Annotated in this window: 19 protein-coding genes, 3 pseudogenes and 1 riboswitch; of the genes and pseudogenes, 17 read left to right on the top strand and 5 right to left on the bottom strand. The window is 38.0% G+C overall.

The window, feature by feature from the left end; genetic code table 11:
- Nucleotides 1–51 precede the first annotated feature (51 nt).
- The 5 genes and pseudogenes from BTR1S_RS11175 (at nucleotide 52) to BTR1S_RS22490 (ending at nucleotide 4,898) form a co-directional block, all read left to right on the top strand.
- A complete protein-coding gene (locus BTR1S_RS11175) occupies nucleotides 52–888 on the top strand; it encodes a DUF6282 family protein (RefSeq protein ID WP_029419325.1) in 837 nt (278 codons plus the stop codon).
- Nucleotides 889–896: 8 nt separating this feature from the next.
- Nucleotides 897–3,611, top strand: a complete 2,715-nt coding sequence (acnA, locus tag BTR1S_RS11170; protein ID WP_034326500.1) for an aconitate hydratase AcnA — start codon at nucleotides 897–899, stop codon at nucleotides 3,609–3,611.
- 392 nt (nucleotides 3,612–4,003) lie between these two features.
- Nucleotides 4,004–4,159, top strand: a complete 156-nt coding sequence (sda, locus tag BTR1S_RS21885) for a sporulation histidine kinase inhibitor Sda (RefSeq protein WP_081723755.1) — start codon at nucleotides 4,004–4,006, stop codon at nucleotides 4,157–4,159.
- Between the two features lie 206 nt (nucleotides 4,160–4,365).
- A pseudogene (locus BTR1S_RS11165) lies at nucleotides 4,366–4,551 on the top strand (DUF1304 family protein); the annotation flags it as partial.
- A 233-nt stretch (nucleotides 4,552–4,784) separates the two neighbouring features.
- A complete protein-coding gene (locus BTR1S_RS22490; protein WP_155910175.1) occupies nucleotides 4,785–4,898 on the top strand; it encodes an AbrB/MazE/SpoVT family DNA-binding domain-containing protein in 114 nt (37 codons plus the stop codon).
- Between the two features lie 604 nt (nucleotides 4,899–5,502).
- On the opposite strand, the pseudogene BTR1S_RS11160 reads toward BTR1S_RS22490, so the two are convergent.
- Nucleotides 5,503–6,583 (bottom strand): annotated as a pseudogene (locus BTR1S_RS11160) (class II aldolase/adducin family protein).
- A 226-nt stretch (nucleotides 6,584–6,809) separates the two neighbouring features.
- Here BTR1S_RS11160 and BTR1S_RS11155 point away from each other — a divergent pair.
- From BTR1S_RS11155 to BTR1S_RS11140, 4 genes are all read left to right on the top strand, one after another.
- Entirely contained in the window at nucleotides 6,810–7,730 is a 921-nt protein-coding gene (locus tag BTR1S_RS11155) for a diacylglycerol/lipid kinase family protein (protein ID WP_326187296.1), read from the top strand.
- A gap of 107 nt (nucleotides 7,731–7,837) precedes the next feature.
- Entirely contained in the window at nucleotides 7,838–8,734 is an 897-nt protein-coding gene (locus BTR1S_RS11150; RefSeq protein WP_029419329.1) for a diacylglycerol/lipid kinase family protein, read from the top strand.
- Nucleotides 8,735–9,672: 938 nt separating this feature from the next.
- The gene (locus BTR1S_RS11145) at nucleotides 9,673–10,884 is read left to right on the top strand and encodes a dicarboxylate/amino acid:cation symporter (protein ID WP_034326426.1); all 1,212 of its coding nucleotides are present in this window, start codon (nucleotides 9,673–9,675) and stop codon (nucleotides 10,882–10,884) included.
- A 74-nt stretch (nucleotides 10,885–10,958) separates the two neighbouring features.
- Nucleotides 10,959–11,753, top strand: a complete 795-nt coding sequence (locus tag BTR1S_RS11140; protein WP_029419331.1) for a PhzF family phenazine biosynthesis protein — start codon at nucleotides 10,959–10,961, stop codon at nucleotides 11,751–11,753.
- 464 nt (nucleotides 11,754–12,217) lie between these two features.
- Here BTR1S_RS11140 and BTR1S_RS11135 read toward each other — a convergent pair whose 3' ends face one another.
- Both BTR1S_RS11135 and BTR1S_RS11130 read right to left on the bottom strand, forming a co-directional pair.
- Nucleotides 12,218–13,102 (bottom strand): DMT family transporter, encoded by an 885-nt coding sequence (locus BTR1S_RS11135; RefSeq protein WP_029419332.1) that lies wholly within the window; start codon nucleotides 13,100–13,102, stop codon nucleotides 12,218–12,220.
- A gap of 294 nt (nucleotides 13,103–13,396) precedes the next feature.
- Nucleotides 13,397–14,785, bottom strand: coding sequence for a sigma-54 interaction domain-containing protein (locus BTR1S_RS11130; RefSeq protein WP_029419333.1), 1,389 nt, complete (start codon nucleotides 14,783–14,785; stop codon nucleotides 13,397–13,399).
- 277 nt (nucleotides 14,786–15,062) lie between these two features.
- Here BTR1S_RS11130 and BTR1S_RS11125 point away from each other — a divergent pair, with 277 nt between their 5' ends.
- From BTR1S_RS11125 to BTR1S_RS11095, 7 genes are all read left to right on the top strand, one after another.
- On the top strand, nucleotides 15,063–16,064 hold the full coding sequence (locus BTR1S_RS11125; protein WP_029419334.1) for a proline racemase family protein: 1,002 nt from the start codon (nucleotides 15,063–15,065) through the stop codon (nucleotides 16,062–16,064).
- Nucleotides 16,065–16,093: 29 nt separating this feature from the next.
- A complete protein-coding gene (locus tag BTR1S_RS11120) occupies nucleotides 16,094–17,707 on the top strand; it encodes an APC family permease (RefSeq protein ID WP_029419335.1) in 1,614 nt (537 codons plus the stop codon).
- A gap of 76 nt (nucleotides 17,708–17,783) precedes the next feature.
- Nucleotides 17,784–18,758: an ornithine cyclodeaminase family protein gene (locus BTR1S_RS11115; RefSeq protein ID WP_029419336.1), complete on the top strand. Its 975-nt coding sequence runs from the start codon at nucleotides 17,784–17,786 to the stop codon at nucleotides 18,756–18,758.
- Nucleotides 18,759–19,025: 267 nt separating this feature from the next.
- Nucleotides 19,026–19,129, top strand: a riboswitch (TPP riboswitch).
- A 78-nt stretch (nucleotides 19,130–19,207) separates the two neighbouring features.
- Nucleotides 19,208–19,519: a nucleoside 2-deoxyribosyltransferase domain-containing protein gene (locus BTR1S_RS11110; protein WP_236835364.1), complete on the top strand. Its 312-nt coding sequence runs from the start codon at nucleotides 19,208–19,210 to the stop codon at nucleotides 19,517–19,519.
- 376 nt (nucleotides 19,520–19,895) lie between these two features.
- A complete protein-coding gene (locus BTR1S_RS23235; protein WP_236835366.1) occupies nucleotides 19,896–20,300 on the top strand; it encodes a class I SAM-dependent methyltransferase in 405 nt (134 codons plus the stop codon).
- A gap of 244 nt (nucleotides 20,301–20,544) precedes the next feature.
- The gene (gene thiD / locus BTR1S_RS11100) at nucleotides 20,545–21,363 is read left to right on the top strand and encodes a bifunctional hydroxymethylpyrimidine kinase/phosphomethylpyrimidine kinase (RefSeq protein WP_029419337.1); all 819 of its coding nucleotides are present in this window, start codon (nucleotides 20,545–20,547) and stop codon (nucleotides 21,361–21,363) included.
- Between the two features lie 11 nt (nucleotides 21,364–21,374).
- On the top strand, nucleotides 21,375–22,610 hold the full coding sequence (locus BTR1S_RS11095) for an HAD-IIA family hydrolase (RefSeq protein ID WP_029419338.1): 1,236 nt from the start codon (nucleotides 21,375–21,377) through the stop codon (nucleotides 22,608–22,610).
- A 440-nt stretch (nucleotides 22,611–23,050) separates the two neighbouring features.
- Here BTR1S_RS11095 and BTR1S_RS11090 read toward each other — a convergent pair.
- Nucleotides 23,051–23,360, bottom strand: a pseudogene (locus tag BTR1S_RS11090) (sigma factor-like helix-turn-helix DNA-binding protein); the annotation flags it as partial.
- 140 nt (nucleotides 23,361–23,500) lie between these two features.
- Here BTR1S_RS11090 and BTR1S_RS11085 point away from each other — a divergent pair.
- Nucleotides 23,501–24,043 (top strand): GNAT family N-acetyltransferase, encoded by a 543-nt coding sequence (locus tag BTR1S_RS11085; protein ID WP_029419340.1) that lies wholly within the window; start codon nucleotides 23,501–23,503, stop codon nucleotides 24,041–24,043.
- Nucleotides 24,044–24,725: 682 nt separating this feature from the next.
- Here BTR1S_RS11085 and BTR1S_RS11080 read toward each other — a convergent pair.
- Nucleotides 24,726–24,962, bottom strand: a 237-nt coding sequence (locus tag BTR1S_RS11080) for a sigma-70 family RNA polymerase sigma factor (RefSeq protein ID WP_156483220.1), incomplete at its 5' end; no start/stop codon positions are given.

Raw genomic sequence — 24,962 nt, 5'->3', positions numbered from 1 at the left:
ATAATGTATAAATTGCCACGACATGTTCGCTCAGTTGGGAGGTGAATGAAGGTGAATAAAATTGATTTAACCGGAGTTATCGATCTGCATGTACATTCCGCTCCTGATATTCGCAGGCGGTCTTTAGATGATATTGAACTTACAAAAGAGGTGATTCGGACTGGAGCAAGAGCTGTCGTTATCAAATCTCATCTAGTGCCAACGATGGATAGAGCTTGGCTCATGCGAAAAATGTTTCCCGAGGTTTCGATTTTTGGAAGTATTACTCTGAATGATCCAGTCGGAGGAATCAATGTTCACGCGGTGGAAGCAGCGTTGGGTCTTGGAGCGAAGACGGTTTGGCTTCCAACCCTGCATGCGAAGCGTCATCGGGAGGCAGAAGGGAAAAGTGGTGGCGTGGAGACGGTTAATGGCAATAAGGTTGTTCCTGAACTTCGTGAGGTATTGAAGTTGATTGCGGATAAGAACGCAATTTTAGGTACGGGACATCTTTCTCCCCGAGAAATATTTATTATCGTGGAGGAGGCAAAAAAACAAGGGGTAAAAAAAATCGCAATCACGCACCCCGAATTTCATGTAGTGGGAATGACCATTCAAGATCAAAAACGAATGGTGGAAGATTATCAAGTGTTTTTAGAGCGCTGTTATGCACAACCCATGGGAGGAGGTAAATATAAATCCAACCTCAAAGACAACCTCCGTGCAATCGAAGAAATAGGTTATGAATCAACCGTTGTATCAACGGATAGCGGACAAATGGAAAATCCAATTTGGAGTGTCGCGCTAACCGAATATATACAGTTTTTAGCTGACAACGGTGTACCAAACGATGCCATTGACGTAATGACGAAAAAAAATCCTGCGGCCTTGCTGGGATTAGAAAGCTGAGGTTTATGATGACTATGACAATGTTTGATACAGCTACACTTATGATAAATGGGGAAGAAATTCATTACTACCCTATAAAAGCGGTTGAAGACTTGGGAATTGCAAAAATCTCAAGATTACCGTATTCAATAAAAATATTGCTAGAAGGGGTGATGCGAAAGCTGGATGGACGTATCATTAATGAGGACCATGTAAAGCAAGTCGCTAATTGGAATCCGGAATCGCCAAATGATGTAATTGAAATTCCTCTTATGCCTTCTTCCATTGTTCTTCAGGATTTCACCGGAATTGCAGTAGCTGTCGATTTGGCAGCATTACGAACTGCGATGAAACGATTAAACGGTGACATACATAAGATTAATCCGCTTGTGCCGGTAGATCTCGTCATTGATCACTCCATCCAAGTGGATAGTTTTGATTCCAATGATGCGCTATTTATTAATGAAGAGATGGAATTTGGACGCAATAAAGAAAGATTTAAATTTTTCAAATGGGCTTCGAACGCATTTGATAATTTCCGCGTAGTGCCTCCATCTGTAGGCATCATGCATCAGGTAAATCTGGAGTACTTATCTTCGGTTGTTCAAACCCAAGATGTGAACGGTAAAAAAATCGCGTATCCTTGTACTGTGGTTGGAACGGATTCTCATACCACCATGATCAATGGTTTAGGGGTACTTGGTTGGGGAGTGGGAGGAATCGAGGCAGAAGCTGCCATGCTTGGTCAACCAGTCTATTTTGTGTCGCCTGAGGTAGTGGGTTTTAAATTGAACGGTAAGTTGCCAGAAGGTACTACGGCGACAGACCTGGTGTTAACGATCACCAATATATTAAGAAAAAAAGGAGTGGTCGGGAAGTTTGTTGAGTTCTTTGGTCCTGGAGTTAGTCACTTAACCTTGGCTGACCGAGCAACGGTTGCCAATATGGCACCAGAATATGGTGCTACAATGGGTTTCTTCCCTGTTGATCAAGAGACGCTCAACTATCTGCGGATCACCGGTCGAACAGAAGAACAAATTCAATTAATCGAAGCTTATACAAAAGCACAAGGGCTTTTTCGGGATGATGACATGCCTGATCCTCATTATACGGAAGTCATGGAACTGAATCTTTCCACGGTGCAGCCTACTGTAGCCGGCCCAAAACGCCCTCAAGACCGAGTTGATTTAAAATCACTCAAGCAAACATTAAACGATGTGTTGAGATTGCCTGTGAAGCAGGGCGGATTTGGTTTAACAGAAGAAGAAGTCGCCAAGACGATTCCGTTGCAATTGGCAAATGGGAAGACATCGGAGCTGAAGACAGGCTCACTGGTACTTGCCGCGATAACCAGCTGCACGAATACATCCAATCCTTCCGTAATGATTGCTGCAGGTCTTTTGGCTAAAAAAGCAGTAGAACGCGGTTTGCAAGTTCCTCCCCATGTAAAAACCAGTCTTTCACCAGGCTCCCTGGTAGTGACGGAATACCTAAAACGCGCTGGTCTGATGCCGTATTTGGAACAGGTTGGGTTTAATGTCGTTGGTTATGGCTGTGCTACTTGCAATGGAAGCAGTGGACCATTAATCCCTGAGGTGGAAGAAGCGATCAGAAAATACGATCTTACGGTATCCTCCATTCTAAGCGGAAACCGCAACTTTGAAGGCCGTGTTCACTCTTTAATCAAAGCAAATTACCTTGCATCTCCGCCATTGGTTGTGGCTTATGCACTGGCAGGAACACTTGATTTTAATCTTTTACATGAACCAATTGGTTTTGATCAAAATCAAGAGGCCGTATATCTCAAAGATATCTGGCCGACATCCAATGAAATCAATCAGATTATTCAAGAACATGTGACACCTGATTTGTTTAAGAAAAAATATAAAAATATTTTCAAAGTTAATCAACGGTGGAACTCTTTAGAGGTAGGAGAAGATCCGGATTATGAATGGAATTCTAATTCCAACTATATACAAGAACCGCCTTTCCTTCAGAACTTAGCAGTGGAAGTTGCTCCGATTCAATCGATAAGAGGGGCTCGTGCATTAGTTGTACTTGGGGATTCAATCACAACCGATCATATCTCACCAGCAGGATCGATTTCTGCGAAAAGTCCGGCAGGAGAATATTTGAATAAACTTGGTGTGAAGGTTGCTGACTTTAATACGTACGGCGCCAGACGCGGCAACCATGAAGTCATGATCCGTGGAACGTTTGCCAATGTTCGTCTGCGCAATGAGATGGTGCCGAAAATTGAGGGCGGCATGACCAACTACATCCCTACAAACCAGGTCATGTCGATCTATGACGCAGCGATGAAGTACCAGGAACATAACCAACCGACAATCATCATAGCTGGAAAAGAGTACGGTTCGGGCAGCTCAAGGGACTGGGCTGCTAAAGGAACGAGATTATTAGGGGTAAAGGCGGTGCTCGTTGAAAGCTTTGAAAGAATTCATAGAAGCAACTTGATTGGAGTGGGAGTTCTCCCATTGCAATTCTTGCCTGGAGAAAGTCGGAAATCGCACGGATTGACCGGCTTAGAAACGTTTGATATTCTCGGTTTGGATGATCAGTTTCAACCTAAGCAAATGGTGAACATTGCTGTTACCCGAGAGGATGGATCAACATTTACTATCCAAGCGATTGCTCGTTTGGATAGTCCGGTTGAAATTGAATACTATCGACATGGTGGTATCCTTCAAATGATGCTTCGCAAATTTATAAGTGGTGTAAATTAAAGGGATGTAGGAAAATAGGTAAGTTGGGTACAAAAAGGTGCCCAAATCATTTTGTACATGTAAAAGTTTGGGGTAAAGAAAAGCTATTTCACAGGCAAGTATACATTAGTCAAAAGTATTGGACAAACCTTTTGAAAAAGGCAATGAAACTGGATTACACGCGATTGTTCATAAACAGCGGGTCAAGTCTCTTCATTGTCGTCACTTCCCCTTCGCCTCGAACTATTTTGTCAACGGTCTGAAACTCTAATCGTTTAGATTAGAGTTTTTTGTGTGTGATAAATTTTTCATTTCGGTTTAAAAAATCTTGGATTAAAAACGTTGACAATAGTATTTTAGAAGATGGAGTGTTACTTCCCATTTCGTAAGAGAGGAGTTAAAAAGGAATAGTAATGAAGAGATTATCTGATAAAGAACTTGTAAATACTTATTTGTCGGCGAAGAAATTGCCGAATATTGATCCTTATTTTATTGCGCAACTAGAAACAGAACTGAAAAGACGTTCGATCAACATAGATGAAATAAATGAGCTGAAAAAAGAGTGCTAATGCTATTCTTAAGAAATAACCACAGTTTGCCCATATCAATCATTTTTGGAAAAGGTGATACCTGAAATCGATGTATATACAAAAGGTCTTGGGGGTGCTTTAATGGAGTAAAACACACACAAAGGAGTGGTGAATGTGACAACAACTAGAATTGCACAATGGAAATAATACAAACTGATATTAGGGAACAGAAAGGAGAGAAGTGTGTGGAAATACTTGCGGCAGTTTTAGTTAGAGGAATCGTAGCATTAGAACATTTATTCATTATGATTCTTGAAATATTTTTTTATGATTCAAAGATAGCAAAACAATCTTTCAAATTACCGAAGTATTTAGAAGGAGATCGGAAAGTGACCGTCATGTTTGCAAATCAAGGTCTATATATGGATTTTTAGCAGCTGTACGATTTTTGAGCATCACAGGAAGAAAATAATTAATTTTATTCTAAACCTACACTTACAATACATATACTTAATTGCTGAAAACCCCAGAAGAAGAAGAATTCTAAGTGTTTAAACATCATATTGAGCTTAAAAAAATAAATGCGTATAATAATCCAAAAGATTTTAACAAGTGTATACCAGGAAGAATAAAGGAGGACTTTGATGGCTGAATTAAAGCAAAAATGAAATGGACAGGCGTTGTTCGTCAAGTAGATGAACAAGGAAGAATTGTTGTGCCAAAAGAGCTAAGAAGGCTATTGAATATTAAGGCGAGATCCAGTAGAGATATCTATTGAAGATGACAAAAATGGCCAGATTAGAAGAAAATAAAAAAAGCGACGTTCTTCAAGGAAGAAACATCGCAATCCAGAAATGGGGAGGGTATCCCTTAAAAATATAACCATCTTTCCATTGATTAATCCAAAAAACAAAGAATTTTCCTGAAAATTTGATTTTGTTCATTATTGGATAAACAAACTCATGATTAAGTTTTTTGAATAGACTATGTACGACTAAAAAATTTGTCCCAATTTCAAAAGGTACCTCGCGAGGGTGCTTTTTTATGATTAATCTAAAAAAACACACCGATGGTTAAATCGGTGTATCAAGGTCGACAAGAGGTTCTCACTTTAATATATATTCCCAAAAGGATGCCTTTAACTATTTGAATGAGACCCTTCTAATTAGAGAGGGGCCGTATTTGTTTAACTCCAACTACATCCTCAAGTTTAATGAGATTGCGTTAAAAACCTTGGAGTGCTTAGATATTTATCATTTCTCTGAAGCAACGAAGATATTACAGCCTTTAAATCATATTGTAGTAAACACGCCGACTATCTTAGGTGATACTTTCTTGATGCATCAATTGGAATTAAGACTAATTTTCATGATAATCTATTCTTATAACATTGGAACTTGCGTTTTTACTCGTCCATCAATACGCTCGAAAATATCATCTAAATCACGCCCTGTTATGGTCAGACCGTGATTCTTCAGCCCAACGATCGCCCGTGACGGATCATCGGCATTTCTCACCAAATGTGCGACGGCTTCTGCCAGCTGCAGCGTACCGCACGGATAATTAACTTCGGTTGCCTCAACATCATCGATCCAAGCGTGTATATGTACGATGGCACCGACGTTTGGATGCTCTTTATAAATCATCCAATGCTCGATCGACAGAGGCCCGTCTCGGTGTCACATGCGGAGGTATGCTGATTTCCATCGCATTTTTTTCCGGATTGTATCCTTTGATACAGAGAATGTCCTGTCCAATCACTTTCATATTGGCTTTGTTAATTCCGCTAGCACTCATCCAAAAACGTTTTTCATCCTGCCGGCTGCTTAAATTTCCAAAGCTGAGTCCGCCTATTCCGTAAAGCTTCTTCAGCCTGCGCATATCACGAAAGGTTAAGTATTCTTCAAGGGGAAACGGAGCCGGAAGCAGGTTCATTTTATCAAGCTTTTTTCCGGAGAGGCTGATTTTTCTGGTGATCTCGTTCCCGTTAGCTAACGTTTCATGCAAATCTTCGCTGAAATGATTGTTGATCACCAATTGGGAAGAGGCGATCGGCTCCAGCCTTTTAAAAACCCTCCGAAAAAAAAACGCTTCCTGTCCCGGATTGTACGGTATTTTATAAAATCCCTGTTCAGGTGTAACAAAATAAACATCCGTTTTTTCGGATGTGCGGACGATATAGATTAAGTGGTTGGCCAATGATTTGATCAGGTAGGGATATGCTGATTTAAACACATGTTCCGGTTCATCTTCCCGCTCTAAAATCGATACGACAAAAGTGGCTTGCGCCTTTCTACGAAAAGGGCGCGGCCTCTCTTTGTTGATACAGTGAAAAACAATGCCGACGGCTTCTTCCAACTTTTGAGCATAACGATATCCTGCGGAGGAAAATACGTCTTTTAATCCTGCCGTGAACCATGAAAGAAACGGGTTTTTTTCACCTGTCACAATAAAACTCCCCATCGTTTATCTTCCTTTTTGTATTGTTTTTTATTTAATTGAATAAAAGACGATAAATAACAGAATCTAATATTGGGATGGCTGAAGTTTAAAAACGGATTGCGAGTGCAGAGGTGGTCGTGAAATCAGAGTCCGCCCCCATCGGCATGATTGCCAGGTGGCTTCAGCACCTATAAAGTATGGTAGTGAACCATATGATCGCGGTGGTTCATCCCTGTATCATGAAAAAATGAGGTATTGTTTCATGAACGTTTATGAAAAAAGGGCTTTGTTGATTTATAACCCGCTCTCGGGTAAAAAGAAAAACCATAAATATTTCCCAATTTTGTTACGAAGGCTATCGGAAATGGGCTATCTTCTATCAATTCACAAACTTGAGGAGTTAAAACAGGCTGAAAATCCTATTCAAAAAGCCTGTAGACAAAAATGGGACGCCATTTTTATTGCCGGCGGAGACGGTACCGTCAATCAAGTGATCCAATTTTTGGCAGAAGAGGCGTGCAGGCCGAAAGTCGGCATCTTCCCGTTCGGAACAAGCAATGAATTCGCCAAGTTTATTGGGATGCCTCCTCATGTTTTGAAAGCTCTTTCCGCAATTGAAAGCTGCTCGGTCAAGCCCGTGGATATTGGGAAAATCGGCCATCGGTATTTTGTTAATATTGCTGCGGCCGGCTGGCTTACGAACATTACATATGAGACGTCCCCCCGCCTGAAATCTAAACTGGGAGAGTTGGCTTATTGCCTCTATTTTATTAAGACGTTTTTAAAAGGAAATACACATCACGGGATTTCAGTGAGAACCGTGGACGATCAAGTGATTTCAGATCTATCATTATTTTTAATTATGAATGGAAACTCGGTCGGTCCTATCAACAAGCTGTTCAACGGACCGGTGCATGACGGGCATTTTTACCTTGTCGCTTATAAAAAGACGGGGCGCATCCGGCTGTTGGCTGCTTTACTAAAAAAACTGCTCTTCAGTGAAAAGAAGGTTTCTGTCATACAATATCTTCCTGTTAAGTCGGCCGATTTTTCAATGACAGGATGGAATTCGTTTAATCTCGACGGAAAGCAGGCTGATATCAAAGATTTACATTTTCAGGTCATGCCAAAACATCTTCAGGTTTTTTCGCCTCTTCCGAGAAGGTGAACCTTTTGTATATTATTCCCGCTACAAGGGAAATATTAAAAAGATTCAACAAAAAAGGAAAAAGAGCATGAGGAATATTTCAAATCTTTTTGATACAGGTGAGCAATTTGTACTGTTTTATAGTGAACAAAATATCGGGTAACGGCAAAGCTCTGAAAATTTGGAACTACATCGAAAAGCATCTTCAAGAGAAACATATCGAGTACCAGGTGCGTTTTACGGAAGGACCGAACCATGCGACGGCATTGGTGAAGGAATTGATCAAGAAGGAAAAACCATCTGTCATTACAGCTGTCGGAGGAGATGGAACCATCCATGAAGTGATCAACGGGCTGCTTGACGCTAACATACCGCTCGGCGTCATTCCGGCCGGCTCGGGAAACGATTTTTGCCGGGGGCTTGGCATTCCGCTCAATTATAAAAAAGCTTTAAAGCAACTGTTAAAAGGCGAATGTACCACGGTTGACATTGGTTGTTTAAATTCAACCTTTTTTTCGACGGTCGTAGGGGTCGGATTTGATGCGGAGGTAGCCAAAGTCACAAATGATTCCAACTATAAAAAGCTGCTGAACTGTGTCCGGCTCGGGAATCTTTCCTATTACGCCAGTGTGCTAAGGGTTTTGTTTCACTATAAACCCGCCGACATCTTTTTGAAAATTGACTCGAAACATTATCAAATTCAAAATGTCTGGCTTGTTGCGATTGCAAACACACCGTTTTACGCAGGCGGGCTATTAATCTGCCCGAATGCCAAATATCAAGATGGATTATTTAATATCCGCCTCGTACACGGAGTATCAAAATGGAAGTTTTTAAAACTGTTTTTGTACGTTTTTAAAGGCAAACATACGGCTTTCTCTAACGTGGTCAACATTTATGAAGGAAAAGAAGTTGAAATTTATTCTGTTTCATCCAGCCTGAGTGCACACGGAGACGGTGAACTTATCGGACAGACACCCGCCAGGCTTAAAATCGAACATAATGTTTTATCTGTTATCCGTTAAGACTGCCGATTCTTAAAGTGAAAATTCAAACTCTATATACAAATATAAGTCTACAAGAGCCTGCGGACATTGATCTTTTGCACTTGGATGTTGTGTAGCTGATTGTGGAAGCGAACAATTAAGACAATAATTAATTCAACACGAAAATACGATCCAGCAACATCAACGACAATTCGCTGAACCGATGGAAACTACAGGGTGAACGAAACCCAGTATAAAGGTTCACATGGAAGACATGAATCCTCACTTTATAGTGGGGATTCATGCTGCTGTACACGCACCTTTACATTATTACGCTTACAAAGGGGACCGATGTCTTACGGGCGGCGTACATTAAAATTGATAACAAGGTATTGGAAACCGATACAAAGCAATGATAGCAGGGGCTATGAATAGTTACACAGCAGAAATTGAAGTAAGGGAAAATCAAACGCAACAAGTATCAATCAATCGTTCACTGGTAAATTCCCTTCAAGAGGGCGGCTATAATCTATGCCGGGCACGGGGAGGCCAAACATAGGAAAAGATCAACCGAATGAAATCTTTCCGATGAAGGAAGAAGACAAGTTGTAATATATAGAGAGATACTTCGTGATTTACGAATTCCTATTGAGTATCCCATCCTCTTAGCTAGGTTATATCTCGAAAAGATTCGAATTCACCAGCTTTCAATCCAACAAACAAGATAAAAAAAGAAAAGAGGTCAGTTCAAATCCATCGACCATTACTTCATCAAAAGCATGTATTCCTCATTGAATTTTCAAAAAATTTTTGCTATAACTATATACAAGATAATTGATCGGAAAAGTATGATTAATAGAAGCTGATTTTTACTATTCTAACTGTGCAAAGATTCTTGTATTGAATTGAGAATCTCTATTTGTAATATTTAAAAAATTAAAATTTATTATGCGAATAGTAAGAAAAGGGGCTAGCAAATGAAGAAAATACCTCTATGGGTTCAAATCATTATTGCATGTATACTCGGTGGAATATTGGCAACTTTAAATAAACCATTAGGTGTAGAGGCGAAAATTCTAGGTGATGGTTTTATACGTTTAATTAAAATGACAATTGTACCTTTAATATTTCCAACTATTGTACTTGGAATTGCCCAAATGAGTTCAGTGAAACAACTTGGTCGTCTATCTTTTAAAACACTTCTATATTTCTTTAGTGTCACGACACTAATTATAATCATGTCAGTATTTCTTGCCAATGCATTTAAAATTGGGGAAGGAGCTAACCTTGCTGGAGTAGATCAAGCAAATATAGCTAGTTTTGTAGGCAAAGAAATCAACTTTAAGGAGTTTTTGATTAACATAATTCCTCAAAATGTAATTGCTAGTTTTGCAGAAGGAAATATATTGTCAGTACTGTTTTTTGGTAGTGTTTTTGGTGTAGCATTAGGATCGCTTGCTGGCCGCGCTAAAGCATTAGAGAACATACTAGAGTGCTTAGTTGCTGTAATGTTCAAGATTCTTGATTATGTAATAAGCTTATCACCAATTGGTGTTTTTGGATTTATAGCCTATAGTGTGGCAGCCTATGGATGGAATAAAATTAAACTTCTAGGTGATTTAGTCTTAGTGGTTTATATTGGTCTTGCAGTGGTTATATTCGTAATATTTCCGATTATATGCAGAATCTTTGGCGTTAAATATTTTGCACTCCTCGCAGAGATAAAGGACTTGTTATTGATAGCTGCGTCTACTCGAAGTTCTGAATCGGTGCTTAGCCCGCTGATGAAACGATTGGAAAATTACGGTGCGAATAAATCAGTAGTATCTTTAGTGTTACCTCTTGGATTCTCGTTTAATTTAGACGGAGGAATGACATACTTTGCACCTGCCATTTTGTTTTTGGCCAATGCTTATGGTATGGATTTGTCAGTAGCACAACAGATTCAAGTAGTTCTGTTAATTTTGTTGCTCTCAAAGGGAATGGCTGGAGTTGCTGGAGCACAATTTATAGTTTTAACATCCGTCACAGTAGCGATCGGGTTGCCACCTGAAGGCATTGCTCTCCTTTTTGCTGTTGATTTCGTCATGGATATCGCCCGAACTACAACGAATGTAATAGGAAATGCAGTTGCCGCAGTAGTGATGTCTAAGTCTGAAAGAATGTTTGAACCTAACCAATACTCGTAGTCAAGCATGCAAACAGTTGATTACGAAGTTGTAAGAATAGGAATTTAGTTTTGGAAAACGGTAGGAGGCCGATTATGATAGAAAATGTTTTTTTAATTAATGCTTTTACTCAAAGTCCTTTTAAGGGAAATCCTGCTGTAGTTTGCTTACTTGATGATACCGCGGATGAACTTTGGATGAAGAAAGTAACTAAAGAGTTTAATCAACCTGTTACTGCATTTATTCAACCTAAACAAGATGGTAGCTATCACTTACGTTGGTTCAGCCAAACAACAGAATTGAAACATTGCGGTCATGGAACGATTGGATGTGCGCATATATTATGGGAACAGGAGTTTCTGAAAGCCGATGAGACAATAAAATTTCATACTTATAGTGGACTGCTTTTTGCTAATCTTACTGAATCTGGAATTCAATTGGATTTCCCAGCTTATCAATCAAAGCAGATTGAAGCGCCTCAAGAGCTTTCAAGTGCATTAAATGTGCCATTGACATTAGTGGAAAAAAACCAATTGGGGTACTTAGTTGAGATGAAGGATGAGGATATGGTGAGGTCCATAAAGCCTGACTTCAAATTACTGGATTCACTTACGGTCACCGGTATTATTGTAACTAGCAAGTCTAATTCATCCTCCTTTGACTTTGTATCTCGATATTTTGCTCCAAGCATCGGGATTAAGGAAGATCAGGTAACAGGATCAGCCCATTGTGCATTGGGTCCGTATTGGTCAAAGAAACTGGGGAAAAATCCAGTGATGGGTTATCAAGCTTCAGAACGTGGAGGAGTTATTAAAGTTAAAGTGGATGGTGATCGTGTTCAATTAATAAGTCATGCTGTTACCCTTTTAAAGGGGAATTTTCTTAGATAATCAGGTAATTAAATCAAAGTATTTTAGACACACTTCATTTTGTAGGGATGTTGTTCTTTTTTATCATATTCATTGCTTTGGGTACCAATCTTAGAAGATATGTATATTCTTTAAGAAAGTGTCATATATTTTGAATCTCCATCCTATCAAATAAACACCAGACTAAGAAGAAACAAAGGGTAAAGAAACTAAGTTAGAGGAGTAAACCGTGTGTTTGCTCCTCTTTTTTGCCAATGAGACAAGGTGTGACGTCAAGTCGCAAGAGTATTACTATAACCGTAAAAAACCGTAAAGGGGTAGATATAATGCACCTTTGCCTAATTAAAGGCTGTGTGTGAGGTTTTTATCTGTTTCTAAAATGATATGACTGGTTTAATTAAAGGTATAAAGCAAAAAAGCTTATAGAAAAAATTCTTTTCTCTACAAGCTGAGCAAATTCTCTCTCATATAATTTGCATTTCTTTTTATGAACTTACTTCTTTCTCTTTCTCTTTAATTACTAATAAAACACCACTAATAATTAAAAACGAACCTATCCAAAATGTCCCGCCTAGTTGTTCGCCCAGCAAAAGCCATCCAAGTAATGTTCCAACTAGAGGTTGAAAAAAGAAAAATAGACCTCCACTTGAAGCATTTAATAATTGTAATCCGCGATTCCACAATAAAAAGGCACATGCTGTTGACACAATTCCTAAATACAAAAGGCCACCTAGAATTTTAGGGTCAAGTAGTTGTGGTGTGAAAATAGTACTCGGTTTTACAAAAGGGGTTAGGACCACAATTGCAACAAAAGTTGTATACGTTGTAACGAGTATAGGTGAATATCTGCTTGGAACGCGCTTTATAAGCACTGACATAAGCGCCCATGTAAGTGCTGCAACAAGCAGAGAAATACCGCCAATTTGATTAGAAGAATCAATATGGCCGTTTCCAACAATAAATAGTACACCTATTGTGGCTAAAATAATTGAGACTCCTTTTTTTATATTCAAAGGTTCTTTGAGTAGTAAACGAGCAAAAATAACCATAAACGCTGGTGTGGCAGAAGTAATAATTGCTCCCATTTGTGCTGTAGATAACATCGTTCCATATTCTTGTGTAACAATTGAAATTGTGTTGCCAACTATTCCAATGACAACAATTATTAAAAGGTCGCTTTTATGGATTTTCCAGGATTGCCTCTTTATCAAGCCAACAATAAAGAGTGCGATGATTGCTATTACATATCTAATCCAAACCAATTCAAAAGGCGGAATTACTACGACAACAACCTTAACTACAACGTACATGCCACCCCAGATACTTGCGGCTAAAGCTAAAAATATAGAACCTAACAGGGTATTTTTCATTTTTGTTCCCTCCGTATTTAAAATTAGGTCAATAATTGCCCTAACGGAGAGAAGTAGTCACTTTACTCCATTAAGGGCGGAGAAGTGCTACTGGAACATCATTTTCAAATAGTGGAGCCAAGAACAAATATTTTCACCTCGATTTCATTTTTGCCTCTCATTATACAATGTTTGTTTTCAAACCGTAAACATCTTTATTTATTATGGTGTTTAAATTGTTCGGTCAATACGCGAATGCATTTTTTTAAAAGAGTGCTCTGTTGTGATAAATGCTTCTCTGATAATTAAGTGTTGTTATTTTGAAAAACTAATCCCATATTTCCTCATTTTTTTATAAAGAGTAGCTCGAGACATTCCTAATTCTTTTGCTGTAATACTTTTATTTCTATATGTTTTTTCAAGAGTTTGAAGAATACGTTCTCTTTCTAAGTTTTCTTTTTCCTCTGCAAGTGAAGGAGTAACGGGATTAAAAGATTTTGTGAGTGATATTTTGTTTGGCAACAGCTGGTCAATATCTTGTTCGAAAATTTCACTGCCCTCGTGAAGAACAATCATTCTCTCAATTAGGTTGCGCAGTTCTCTTATATTCCCTGGCCAATGGTATTCGCACAATCGATTAAATGCTTCTTGATGAACGGTTGGAATCGATTTGTTGTATATAGAAGAGAATTCTTTCAAGAAATCATAAACCAAAATAGGAATATCCTCCAAACGTTCTCGAAGAGGAGGGACTCGAGTAGTGAATACGTTTAGGCGGTAAAATAAATCGGATCTGAATGTTCCGTCCGCTACCATATTCTCTAAAATACGATTTGTTGCTGCGATAATTCTAACATTTACTTTTACGGGAGTTTGTCCACCTATTCGATAAATTTCTTTTTCTTGTAAGGCCCTCAATAATTTTACTTGCATATCCAGCGGAAGTTCTCCCACCTCATCTAGAAATAATGTACCTCCTTCAGCTAATTCCATTTTTCCGGGTTTTCCTTTATTTGAGGCTCCAGTAAATGCTCCGGCTTCATATCCAAATAGCTCACTTTCAAACAATGATTCGGGAATTGCACCACAATTAATAGGGATAAATGATTTTTTGTTTCGCGAACTTTCTTGGTGGATTGCTTGCGCAAAAAGTTCTTTTCCAGCGCCACTCTCACCAGTGATCAATACAGTAGCATCTGACCTAGCTGCCTTCTTCGCATCATTTATAACGAGATGAAGGGATTTACTTGTCCCCTTTATTTTATTAAATGGATCATTTAAATCATTACCAGAGATTTTTTGTTTTAATTGTTGCAACTCTTGCGATTTGGCTGATAACTTTTCAGTTAACCTTATGGTATTGGTAATATCTTTTTCCACTGACATCGAACCAATAAGCTGATTATGATCATCAAAAATAGGGATGGTGCTAATTAGAACATGATGGTTGGGAAGAGGTTGGTGGTGAACTTCTCGGACGGGCTTTTGAGTCTTAAGGACTTTCAAGTTCATTACATCTTCTTCTCTAAAAAAATCTGTTACGTGTCTTCCAATAATCTCTTCTTTTTTTATATGAAAAGTATCTTCTGCGACTTTGTTCCAGTAAACCATTTCTCCTTTTGTGTTGACAATAGAAATTGCTTCTTCCAAATTTGCCAGTAATGTGTTCAACGTATGCACAGGAAAAGAATCTGGAATTTTCATAAAATCACCTCTTAAATAAAAGAAACAAAAATGTTTAACATGTATACACTTTGTATACGTTTTTGTTTATAAACAATACATTAATTATTAAATACTGTAAATGTTTTTCGTGAATTAATTAATATTCTTAGCTTCTTTAAAATTGGCATAGAACTTGCATTGTTTAGTAGTGAAACATTCCAGTCATCTAGAAAGAGGTGTGCCTTATGAGAAGTTAAAATTAGAATTTTATTTATATGTAATTTTAAATAGTAAAACGAAAATTGGAGGAATAAATATGAAATTTAATAAGTTATTTACTACGATTGATGTTCATGTGGCGGGAGAGCCGTTACGTATTATTACGGGAGGTTTACCAGCGATTAAAGGTGAAACGCAACTAGAAAGACGTGCATACTGTATGGAACACTTAGATCATGTCCGGGAAGTATTAATGTACGAACCACGTGGCCACCATGGCATGTATGGTTGTATCATTACTCCACCAGCAAGTCCTGATGCCGATTTTGGAGTATTATTTATGCATAATGAAGGTTGGAGCACAATGTGCGGACATGGAGTGATTGCTGTAGTAACAATGGCAATTGAGACAGGAATGGTAGAGGTTAAAGGTGAAGAGCAAAAATTCATTATCGATTGTCCGTGTGGGCCTGTCACTGCTTATGCGAAGTGTAATGGAGATGAAGTGGAAACTGTTTCTTTTGAAAACGTTCCTTCTTTTGTTTATAAAAAAGACGTTCCAGTCAAAATTGATGGTTACGAATTTAATGTAGATATCTCTTATGGTGGGGCTTTTTATGCTGTTGTAAATAGTAAAGAAGTGGATTTAAAAGTGAATAATGAAGATTTATGGGCTTTACAATTATGGGGGGATAAAATCAAGCATTATATTGAAAGTCAAATGGAAGTCACTCATCCTTCGGAAGATATAACAGGGATCTATGGTGTTATTTTCTCTGACGAACCAAATAATAATGATGCTGATTTACGAAACGTAACAATTTTTGCTGATAAACAGATAGATCGTTCGCCTTGTGGTTCAGGTACTGCCGCAAGAACTGCTACTCTTTATGAACATGGCGTACTACAAGAAGGTGACAGATTTGTCCATGAATGTATAACTGACGAACATTTCGCAGGAGAAGTACATGCCCTTGCAAATGTAGAAGGCTATAATGCAATAATTCCTAAAGTAACAGGTAAAGCTTATATAACGGGATTTCATCAATTTGTGATCAATCCAAAAGATCCACTTAAGAAGGGTTTTCTGCTTAATTAAATGTCTTAGAGGCATACAGGGGGGAATATATGAACGGGAAATTCAAAAGGGAAATATCCTTACTGGATCTATTCTTGATAGGGTTAGGGGCTATTTTCGGATCAGCATGGCTGTTTGCTGTAAGTAATGTTGCTTCTATGGCGGGACCAGCTGGGTGGATTTCTTGGCTTATCGCTGGTTTGATCATCTTGGTCCTTGGAATTGTATATGCAGAGCTGGGTTCCTCTTTGCCAAGAGCTGGAGGTATAATACGCTATCCTGTATATTCTCATGGACCTCTAGTGGGGTATATGATTTCTTTTATCACGATCATTGCCTATACAAGTCTTATTGCCCTTGAGGTTGTGGCAGTACGTCAATATGCAACATTTTGGTGGCCTTCATTAACGATTGAAGGTTCAGATTCTCCGACTCTTTTTGGATGGTTTGTACAGTTTATATTACTGGCTGCTTTTTTCTTGCTTAATTATAGGGGCGTAAAAGCATTTGTTAAATTCAATACACTATTATCGTTTATTAAATATATCGTTCCTATACTAATCATTGTTATTTTGTTAATGCACTTTAATAGTGCAAATTACACTATTCATGGATTTGCACCATTTGGTACATATGGCATTCAATCAGCTATATCAGCTGGTGGTGTTATTTTTGCCTATCTTGGATTACATCCAATTGTTGCGGCTGCCAGTGAAGTGAAAAATCCTAAAAAAACAATACCAGTTGCTTTAATTCTAACGATTATTGTCTCAACAGTCATATATCTACTTTTACAATTATCTTTTATAGGAAGCATTCCTACAAATATGCTGACAAATGGTTGGGGAGATATCCATAAGGGATTTAGTTTACCTTTCAAAGACATAGCCATTATTCTTGGCTTAGGCTGGTTAGCTAATTTAGTAGCATTAGATGCGATTATTTCTCCTGGCGGGAATGGAAACATTTATATGTCTACGACTTCCCGTTTAATGTATGCATGGGCAAAAAACAGAACTTTCTTTAAAAAGTTTGCTTCAATTAATAATAAAACCGGTGTACCCCAAGCATCGCTGTTTCTAACTTTTATAATGTCAGTTTTTTGGACACTACCATTCCCTTCTTGGAATACTTTAGTCAGCGTGTGTTCAGTAGCCCTTATTCTTTCTTACGCCATCGCACCAGTTTCTGCTGGGGCTTTAAGAAAGAATGCCAAACATGTTGAGCGGCCTTATCGAGTTAGAGGTATGAAGATGGTAGCTCCATTGGCATTTATCTTTGCTGCCTTTATCGTATACTGGGCCGGATGGCAAACAGTGTCATGGATTTTAGGTGTTCAATTTTTAATGTTTCTTTTCTACTGTGCATCTAAAAAGAGAGTTCCTGTTCAAGATGTTAGCTTTAAACAGCAATTAAAGTCTGTATGGTGGATGTTAGCTTTTTATCTAGGGATGATGATTGTTTCTTATTTAGGATCATTTGGAGGAATCGGGTTTCTAAAAAATCCTTTTGACCTTATTAGTGTAGGAGCTATTGCTCTTTTATCCTTCATCTGGAGTCAGTACACCGCCTTGCCTAAAGCAATCATTGACTATGATGAAGTAGAAGAAGAAATGAATAATCAAATGAATATAGCAGATAGAAATAGAAAAATAGGGAGTTAAAGAAATATGCTTATGAGATCTTTAACATCTTAACTTGTTAAACAAAAACATAAATAGAAATGGAGATGAAGGAAGCATGTTAATCCTAAACGCAGATGAACAAAAAAAACTAGTAGATATGAAAGAAATTATTGAATATGCAGCCGTCGCTCTAAAGGAATTTTCAGCAGAAAGAACGATAACACCTATCCGCGCTGCTCTTTCTTTTCATAATGATCAAAATACTTCTTTAATCATGCCATCTGTAGCCGAAAAGCTTAATAGCGTAGGGGTAAAGATCGTAAACGTAGCTGTCGATAACCAGAAACTGGGTAAGAAAACAATAAACGGTGTGGTAATGCTTTCAGACTTCAAAACAGGCGAGCCATTAGCTCTTTTGGAAGGCTCTTATTTAACAATGGTTAGAACAGGCGCTTTATCAGGTGCAGCAACGAAATACTTATCTCGTGAAGATTCAAAAAAACTATGTATTATCGGTACCGGTGAACAAGCAAAGGGTTTAGTTGAAGCTGTTTTAGCCGTTCGAGATATACAAGAAATTTTTCTTTATAACCGAACTGAAAAAAGGGCGCATAAATTTGCGGAATATGTAAGAAAAACATTCAATAAGTGTGTCCAAGTATATTCAGACGCTGATATGGCAATGCGTGAAGCAGACATTATTGTTACTGCCACGAACTCTTCAACACCGGTATTTTCAGAACGATTAAAACCTGGAGTTCATGTAAATGCTGTAGGATCATTTAGGCCTACAATGCAAGAATTGCCGTCTCATGTTGTATCTTCTGCTGATAAAGTTGTAGTAGAATCGAAAGAAGCAGCATTAGAGGAGGCAGGTGACTTTCAAGTTCCAATAAATGAAGGAGTTTTTAATGCTAGTGACATTTATGGAGAGCTCGGGCAACTTATAGAAGAAGGTAAAGGGAGAACAGAAGATAAAGAAATCACTTTATTTAAATCAGTTGGACTAGCAGCAGTGGATATTGTCATAGCTAAGTATTTTTACAAAAAAGCCGTCGAAAATAAGGTGGGGATAACTATTCAGTTATGATAAAGGTTCTTGTAAATGAAGATATGCTTTTACTATAGGTTGAGGGAATCGAACTTATAAAGAAGATGCCGAATTATATTGGTATCTTCTTTTGTTTTGCTTTAAAGTTATTAAATCTTCTAAGTGTACCCATGACGTGGCATCAAATGCAACTCATGATTAACTTTCAAAAACCTTTTGTCGGTTGATACGTAGGGTTCAACATTAATCCTATCATTGTTTGACTAATGGTATGGAATGGTTTAGGGTAAAAGTAAATATTTATATTTTATCCACTGGGGGAGCTTTTAGAAGCTGAGAAGAGACATAAGTCCTGACCCTTTGAACCTGATTTGGTTAACACCAGCGTAGGGAAGTGAAAAAATTAGAGAGATTTTTTTATCTTATCTATATTTAAGCCACTTTCCATATGAAAGTGGCTTTATTTATTTTGAAAGGGTGATATTAAAGTGACAACTAAAAAAGTTTTTTTAGCAGGGCCTTTTAAAAGTTTAGTAGATGAGAATACCGGATTGATGAGTTTACATGAAAGGGGAAAGTTAGAGTCATTAATTTCTTTTTTTGAAAATGAAGGATGGTTTGTTCATAATGCCCACAAGCGAGAAGTATGGGGGAAAGATTTCATGACACCCCAACAATGCACTAAAATTGATTTTGAAGAAATAAGCACTTGCGACCTTTTTGTAGCTTTTCCTGGCTCACCAGCTTCTCCTGGAACGCATATAGAAATTGGATGGGCTTCAGCCTTAAAAAAAAGATAGTTGATAGGGATTACGCATTCTTAGTTCAAGGGTTAAATGTAGTAGCTGATGTTGAATACATAAATTTTAAAGATACTGATGATTTATTAGAGAAGATTAAAAGTATCCTTTTCTTTTACTTTTCAGTATATATCAGCATATTGCTTATAAACGAGATATGGATCATTCTCTATTTCAAGGGTTACTTCCTATTTATCAATTTTTTGTTAGAAATAAGTGGTTTAATTACTTCTGAACTAAACAGGAGGGAATTTAATGAAAACTTCTTGGAAAGTAGACAGTGTTATTGGTAAATTCGATGCTTATAACGACGTTTTAGAACAAACATTAGGTTTTGAGTATGTTTTTCGTAAATTTAAAAGCGGATATTAAAAAGATGCTCGATTTTGGCTGTGGTCCCGGAAAGGTAGCATATAGGTTAGCTGACAGAATAGATTGCAATGTAATCGCAGTAGATGAATCAAGTAAGATGTTAGATATAGCAAAGACAAAAAGAAAGCATCCACATGTTGACTATCATTTAATTGATCATGATAATCTTTCCTTCTTACCAGATCATTCAGTTGATGCTGCTATGGCCTGTTACGTCTTTATTAATACAGAGAATGATCAACGTATCAAAAGAATTATGGATGAAATTTTTCGTGTGTTAAAACCGGGTGCTTCTTTTGTTATACTCGATACCAACCCTGATTCAACCGGAATAGACCGGAATAGAATTTTCAACCTTTCGCAACGGAATACCGGGGAAAGAATATTCTTATGGAGAAGAAAGAAATGAGTGGCTTCATGTTCCTGAACAAGCAGATTTAATTTTAAATGACTTTCATTGGCCGAAGTCAATGTACTATAAACTTTTATCTAATGCAGGTTTTGAAAGTGTAACTTTACTAGAACCAACGTTAAAGGAAATTGACGGAGAGCAGTTAAAGGCTATCGAAATTTAATAATTGGAAAAGTGAAAAGGAATATCCACCTTTTATCATTTTTGAAGCAGTTAAACCTGCTTAGAGGAGGAGTATGAGATGACGGAAATTTATAAAGCACTTTCGATTGCAGGAACAGATCCAACCGGGGGAGCGGGAATTCATGCAGACTTAAAAACCTTTCAGGAGCAGCAAGTATATGGAATGGCTGTTATTACATCAGTTGTTGCTCAAAACACACTTGGTGTGAAAAGTTTTGAGGAGGTATCTCTGAATAATATATCTCAGCAAATAGACTGTGTCATTGGAGACATAAAACCGGATGCTGTAAAAACCGGTATGCTTGCAAGTGTGGAAATTATTGAACTGATAGCTGAAAAATTAAAAGCGGCTAATATCCAATCGTATGTGATGGACCCAGTTATGGTTGCTAAAAGCGGACATCATCTGCTTCATAAGGATGCCGTTAATCATTTAAAAAAATTATTACTACCTCAAACAACTGTTATTACACCAAATATTCCGGAAGCGGAAGTAATCATCGGCAAATCGATAAAAACGATACAGCAGATGCGTGATGCTGCTAAAGAAATTGTGGAAGTATATGGAGCAAAGAGTGCTGTCGTAAAAGGAGGGCATTTGAACGGAGAAGCTCGCGATATTATGTACTTTGACGAGGCCTTTGAGGAATTTGTTTCTCCTCGCTTTGATACAAAACATACCCATGGAACAGGCTGTACTTTTTCTGCCGTTATAACTGCAGAGCTAGCAAAGCAGCACAGTATACCAGAATCGGTAGCGACTGGAAAAGAATTTATTTCAGCAGCCATTAAACATCCTATAGGGATTGGGAAGGGACAAGGGCCTACAAATCATTTCGCGTATCGCTCAATTATTAATCAAGAGACAACGACTTAAGGAGTGTTACGATGATCTATAAGGAATATGATGTATTTTTATTCGATTTAGACGGAGTTATTTATATAGGAGACAAAGCTTTACCAGAAGCTGTTTCTTCTTTAAAACGCCTCCGTGAAGAAAAGAAATCCATTCGTTTTTTAACGAATGATCCCTGTGTTACAAGAGAAACGATTGTTAAAAGGCTTCATAAACTCGGTTTTTCAGCAAGTATTGATGAAGTGATTACTTCGGGGTGGGCAACAGCTGATTACCTTGTTAAGGCTGGAATAAAGAGAGCATATATATTAGGAAATGATGAACTTAAAAGCGAGATTCAAAAAGCTGGTATTGATCTTGAAGAAGACCTAGCAGAGGCTGTTGTCATTGGATGGGATCACAATATTACTTTTCAAGATATACATAAGGCGGTAAATCTCATCCGCAGCGGGGCTTCATTTATTGCTACAAATGGGGATAAAACATTTCCCACCGCTAAAGGACCAGCTCCAGCTACAGGTGCCATAGTTGAGGCTGTTAAAACGGGAGCAGATAAAGAGCCCATCATCATTGGAAAGCCGGAGTCTTCAATATTTGAAAAAGTACTTGAGTCCTTTGAAGACAGAGAAAGATGCGTCATGATTGGAGATACACCTGAGACAGATATTATTGGAGCGAACCGAATGGGTATACCTTCTATCTTAGTTTCTGATCAAAATACTTTATTTCCTGTAGAACATGACTTTAGAAATCCAGATGTTGTGATCCGCGATTTGAAGTATTTGTTCGATAGTGAAGTTAAGATAGAAGTACGTGAGAAACCAGATTATCAATGGACAGAACAAGTTAAAGCTGGAGTCGCTGGAATAATAATCAAAGAATCAAGTTCGGTTTTATTAATGAAGCGTGCTGATAATGGTCAATGGGGCATACCTTCAGGACATGTGGAACCTGGTGAATCAGTTGAACAAGCGATAATAAGAGAAATAAAAGAGGAAACCGGATTAACTGTTAAAGTCTCTAAAATGATTGGGGTTTATTCAGATCCAAGCTCACAGACATTTATTTACCCTGACGGAAGAGTCAGTCACTTTATTACCAACTGTTTTCAATGTGAAGTGATTGGAGGAGAATTGAAAAAATCCACAGAGGAGGCTTTAGAAATTAGGTATTTTAATATCCACGAGTTACCAGAAAATCTACTGCCAATGCACCCTAGGTGGTTGGAGGATGCCTTAGCACAGAAAGACCTAGCTTTTATTCGTTAAGTTAACTTTATATTTTCCATTAGTAAGATGAGATATGCTAACAATTGTAGAGGGAATCAAATAGAGAAGACGCCAAAGATTAAATTGGTATCTTTTTTGTTTTTCATCCCTACAGGTTTATCCTTGATGCAGTATCAGTGACTATTTTGTACACAAAATGAATGTAACTTTACGCAAACATAGAGATTGAATGGGCCTCCACGCTTGAAATATAGGATCGGAAAAAACAAAGAATTGCAAAATGAAAAATGACTGGCATGCCGAATTGGGGACGTTAGGCTCTCCATTTTTTAACCATAATTCATATAAACGTATAGAAATGGTGCAAAGTGAATATACGAGTGTAATGAGAATAAGCTTTCATAACCAATGATATGGATTCAGTATGTTGAGGGCCTAATGGAATGAAAAGAAGCCGGAGTTTTAGACCGGCTTATACATCATTTCCCCTTGGCCTTCTTCCGCTTCTCCTTCTCAGCCCGATAAAACTCATGAAACATCTTTATCAGCGCGCGCTTCTCAATCCGGGACACATAGCTCCGCGAAATCCCGAGCTCCTTCGCGATTTCGCACTGCGTTTTCTCTTTTTTCAAATCAAGGCCGAAGCGGCCGACGATGACTTCTTTTTCTGTGCCGTCGAGGATGTCGATGTATTTTTTCACTTTTTCAAGCTCTGTGCCTGAGCTGGATGGTGTCGATGACGTCTTCGTTTTCCGATTTGAGGACATCGATGAGCGAAATTTCGTTGCCACTCACAGGTTATCCGTTTTTTACTGAGCCTTTTTTCATTAATAAAAGTAATTATTGTTCGTTTTTGTTATAATTTTGGAATATGAGACTGTGTTAGTTAAAGGTTCGATATATTAGGAAGATAGATAGGAGGAAGGTTGATGTTTCCTGCATTAGAAACAGAAAGACTAATTTTAAGAGAAATAACTTACGATGATGCAGAGGGGATTTTTGCTTGTTTTTCGAATCATAATGTCACACGTTTTTATGGCCAAGACTCGTTGGAAACTATTGATCAAGCAAGAGGTCTTGTGGATTTTTTCGCTAAAAACTTTGAAGAGAAAAAAGGAATTCGTTGGGGAATTGAAAGAAAAGGCGAAAGAGGGTTGATTGGGAAAATTGGATTAAACGCGTGGTCTCCAAAACACAAACGTGCAGAAATAGGTTATGAAATTCACCCGAATCACTGGAGAAAGGGATATATGTCCGAGGCATTATCCAAAATCCTTTCATATGCCTCTGAAACTTTAGGTTTAACAAGAATAGGTGCGGTTGTGTTTATTGAAAATGCAGCTTCAAACAATTTATTGACCAAGATGGGATTTCAAAAAGAGGGTATTTTAAAAAAGTATATGTATCAAAACGGAAAGGTATATGATACATATGTTTATTCTTTTCTTCCAAAAAAGTACGTAGTTAAATAAAAAAAGAGCACACGACTTAGAGTGTACCTGTGCTCGTATATAGGACAGTTGTACGTTATACACAAAGTAAGAAGAATGAATAAATATAATAGCTGATGGCTTTCATTATTAACTGCCTGAATAAGGCTATTTACACCTGTTAAAGATGAAGAATTATTTATTTCTATGGCAGAAGTCTTTTTATTTTTAAATAAAATAGTTTTTCTTTGTATTGAGATTTATTCGAAGGTAGCATCGTATTTCCGTTTGCTACATTAGGTATTTGAGGCTGTTTATCATTACATTGCACAGTGATAATGATCTGGTCAGCAAAGAATAAACAAAAGCCAGTGCCGATTTAAGTGGGTGGAAATAATAAATAGACTGGGATATCGATGTCTATCTCTGAGACTATACACTTCAAAAAGGTTTATTCACGTGATTCTATGAATGTCGCTACGGGATTTATAGAGACATATTATTAATTTGAATTAATGAGAGGAATTGCCTAGAGGAGTGAAGGGGGTATCTAAATTAAAAGACGGTAAGGAAGAATAGGTTACTATGCAACATCTATACTTAGACTCCCATGTGTATTTACGGTCACAGATAAAAGGATAGCAAAAAATGCCAGAAAGTCATCTCGTTTTTTAAAGATCCATAAAAAGAGGCCGAATTTTATTCTCCGGCCTTTTCTACGGCATCACTTCCCCTTCGCCTTCTTCCGCTTCTCTTTCTCCGCCCGATAAAACTCATGAAACATCTTCATCAGCGCACGCTTTTCAATCCGGGACACATAGCTCCGCGAAATCCCGAGCTCCTTCGCGATTTCGCGCTGTGTTTTTTCTTTCTTCAAATCAAGGCCGAAGCGGCCGACGATGACTTCTTTTTCTCTGCCGTCCAGGATGTCGATGTATTTTTTCACTTTTTCAAGCTCCAA

Origin of the sequence: Bacillus sonorensis NBRC 101234 = KCTC 13918, from assembly GCF_001592005.1 — a bacterium.
GTDB lineage: Bacteria > Bacillota > Bacilli > Bacillales > Bacillaceae > Bacillus > Bacillus sonorensis.
This window is presented reverse-complemented; position numbering and strand designations above follow the sequence as displayed.

Coding starts and splice junctions, on each gene's coding strand:
- BTR1S_RS11145 (WP_034326426.1), top strand. CDS start 9,673: ATGAAGAAAATACCTCTATGGGTTCAAATCATTATTGCATGTATACTC.
- BTR1S_RS11095 (WP_029419338.1), top strand. CDS start 21,375: ATGATCTATAAGGAATATGATGTATTTTTATTCGATTTAGACGGAGTT.
- BTR1S_RS11125 (WP_029419334.1), top strand. CDS start 15,063: ATGAAATTTAATAAGTTATTTACTACGATTGATGTTCATGTGGCGGGA.
- acnA (WP_034326500.1), top strand. CDS start 897: ATGACTATGACAATGTTTGATACAGCTACACTTATGATAAATGGGGAA.
- BTR1S_RS11085 (WP_029419340.1), top strand. CDS start 23,501: ATGTTTCCTGCATTAGAAACAGAAAGACTAATTTTAAGAGAAATAACT.
- sda (WP_081723755.1), top strand. CDS start 4,004: ATGAAGAGATTATCTGATAAAGAACTTGTAAATACTTATTTGTCGGCG.
- BTR1S_RS11155 (WP_326187296.1), top strand. CDS start 6,810: ATGAGGTATTGTTTCATGAACGTTTATGAAAAAAGGGCTTTGTTGATT.
- BTR1S_RS23235 (WP_236835366.1), top strand. CDS start 19,896: ATGCTCGATTTTGGCTGTGGTCCCGGAAAGGTAGCATATAGGTTAGCT.
- BTR1S_RS11115 (WP_029419336.1), top strand. CDS start 17,784: ATGTTAATCCTAAACGCAGATGAACAAAAAAAACTAGTAGATATGAAA.
- BTR1S_RS11135 (WP_029419332.1), bottom strand. CDS start 13,102: ATGAAAAATACCCTGTTAGGTTCTATATTTTTAGCTTTAGCCGCAAGT.
- BTR1S_RS11120 (WP_029419335.1), top strand. CDS start 16,094: ATGAACGGGAAATTCAAAAGGGAAATATCCTTACTGGATCTATTCTTG.
- BTR1S_RS11130 (WP_029419333.1), bottom strand. CDS start 14,785: ATGAAAATTCCAGATTCTTTTCCTGTGCATACGTTGAACACATTACTG.
- BTR1S_RS11140 (WP_029419331.1), top strand. CDS start 10,959: ATGATAGAAAATGTTTTTTTAATTAATGCTTTTACTCAAAGTCCTTTT.
- thiD (WP_029419337.1), top strand. CDS start 20,545: ATGACGGAAATTTATAAAGCACTTTCGATTGCAGGAACAGATCCAACC.
- BTR1S_RS22490 (WP_155910175.1), top strand. CDS start 4,785: ATGAAATGGACAGGCGTTGTTCGTCAAGTAGATGAACAAGGAAGAATT.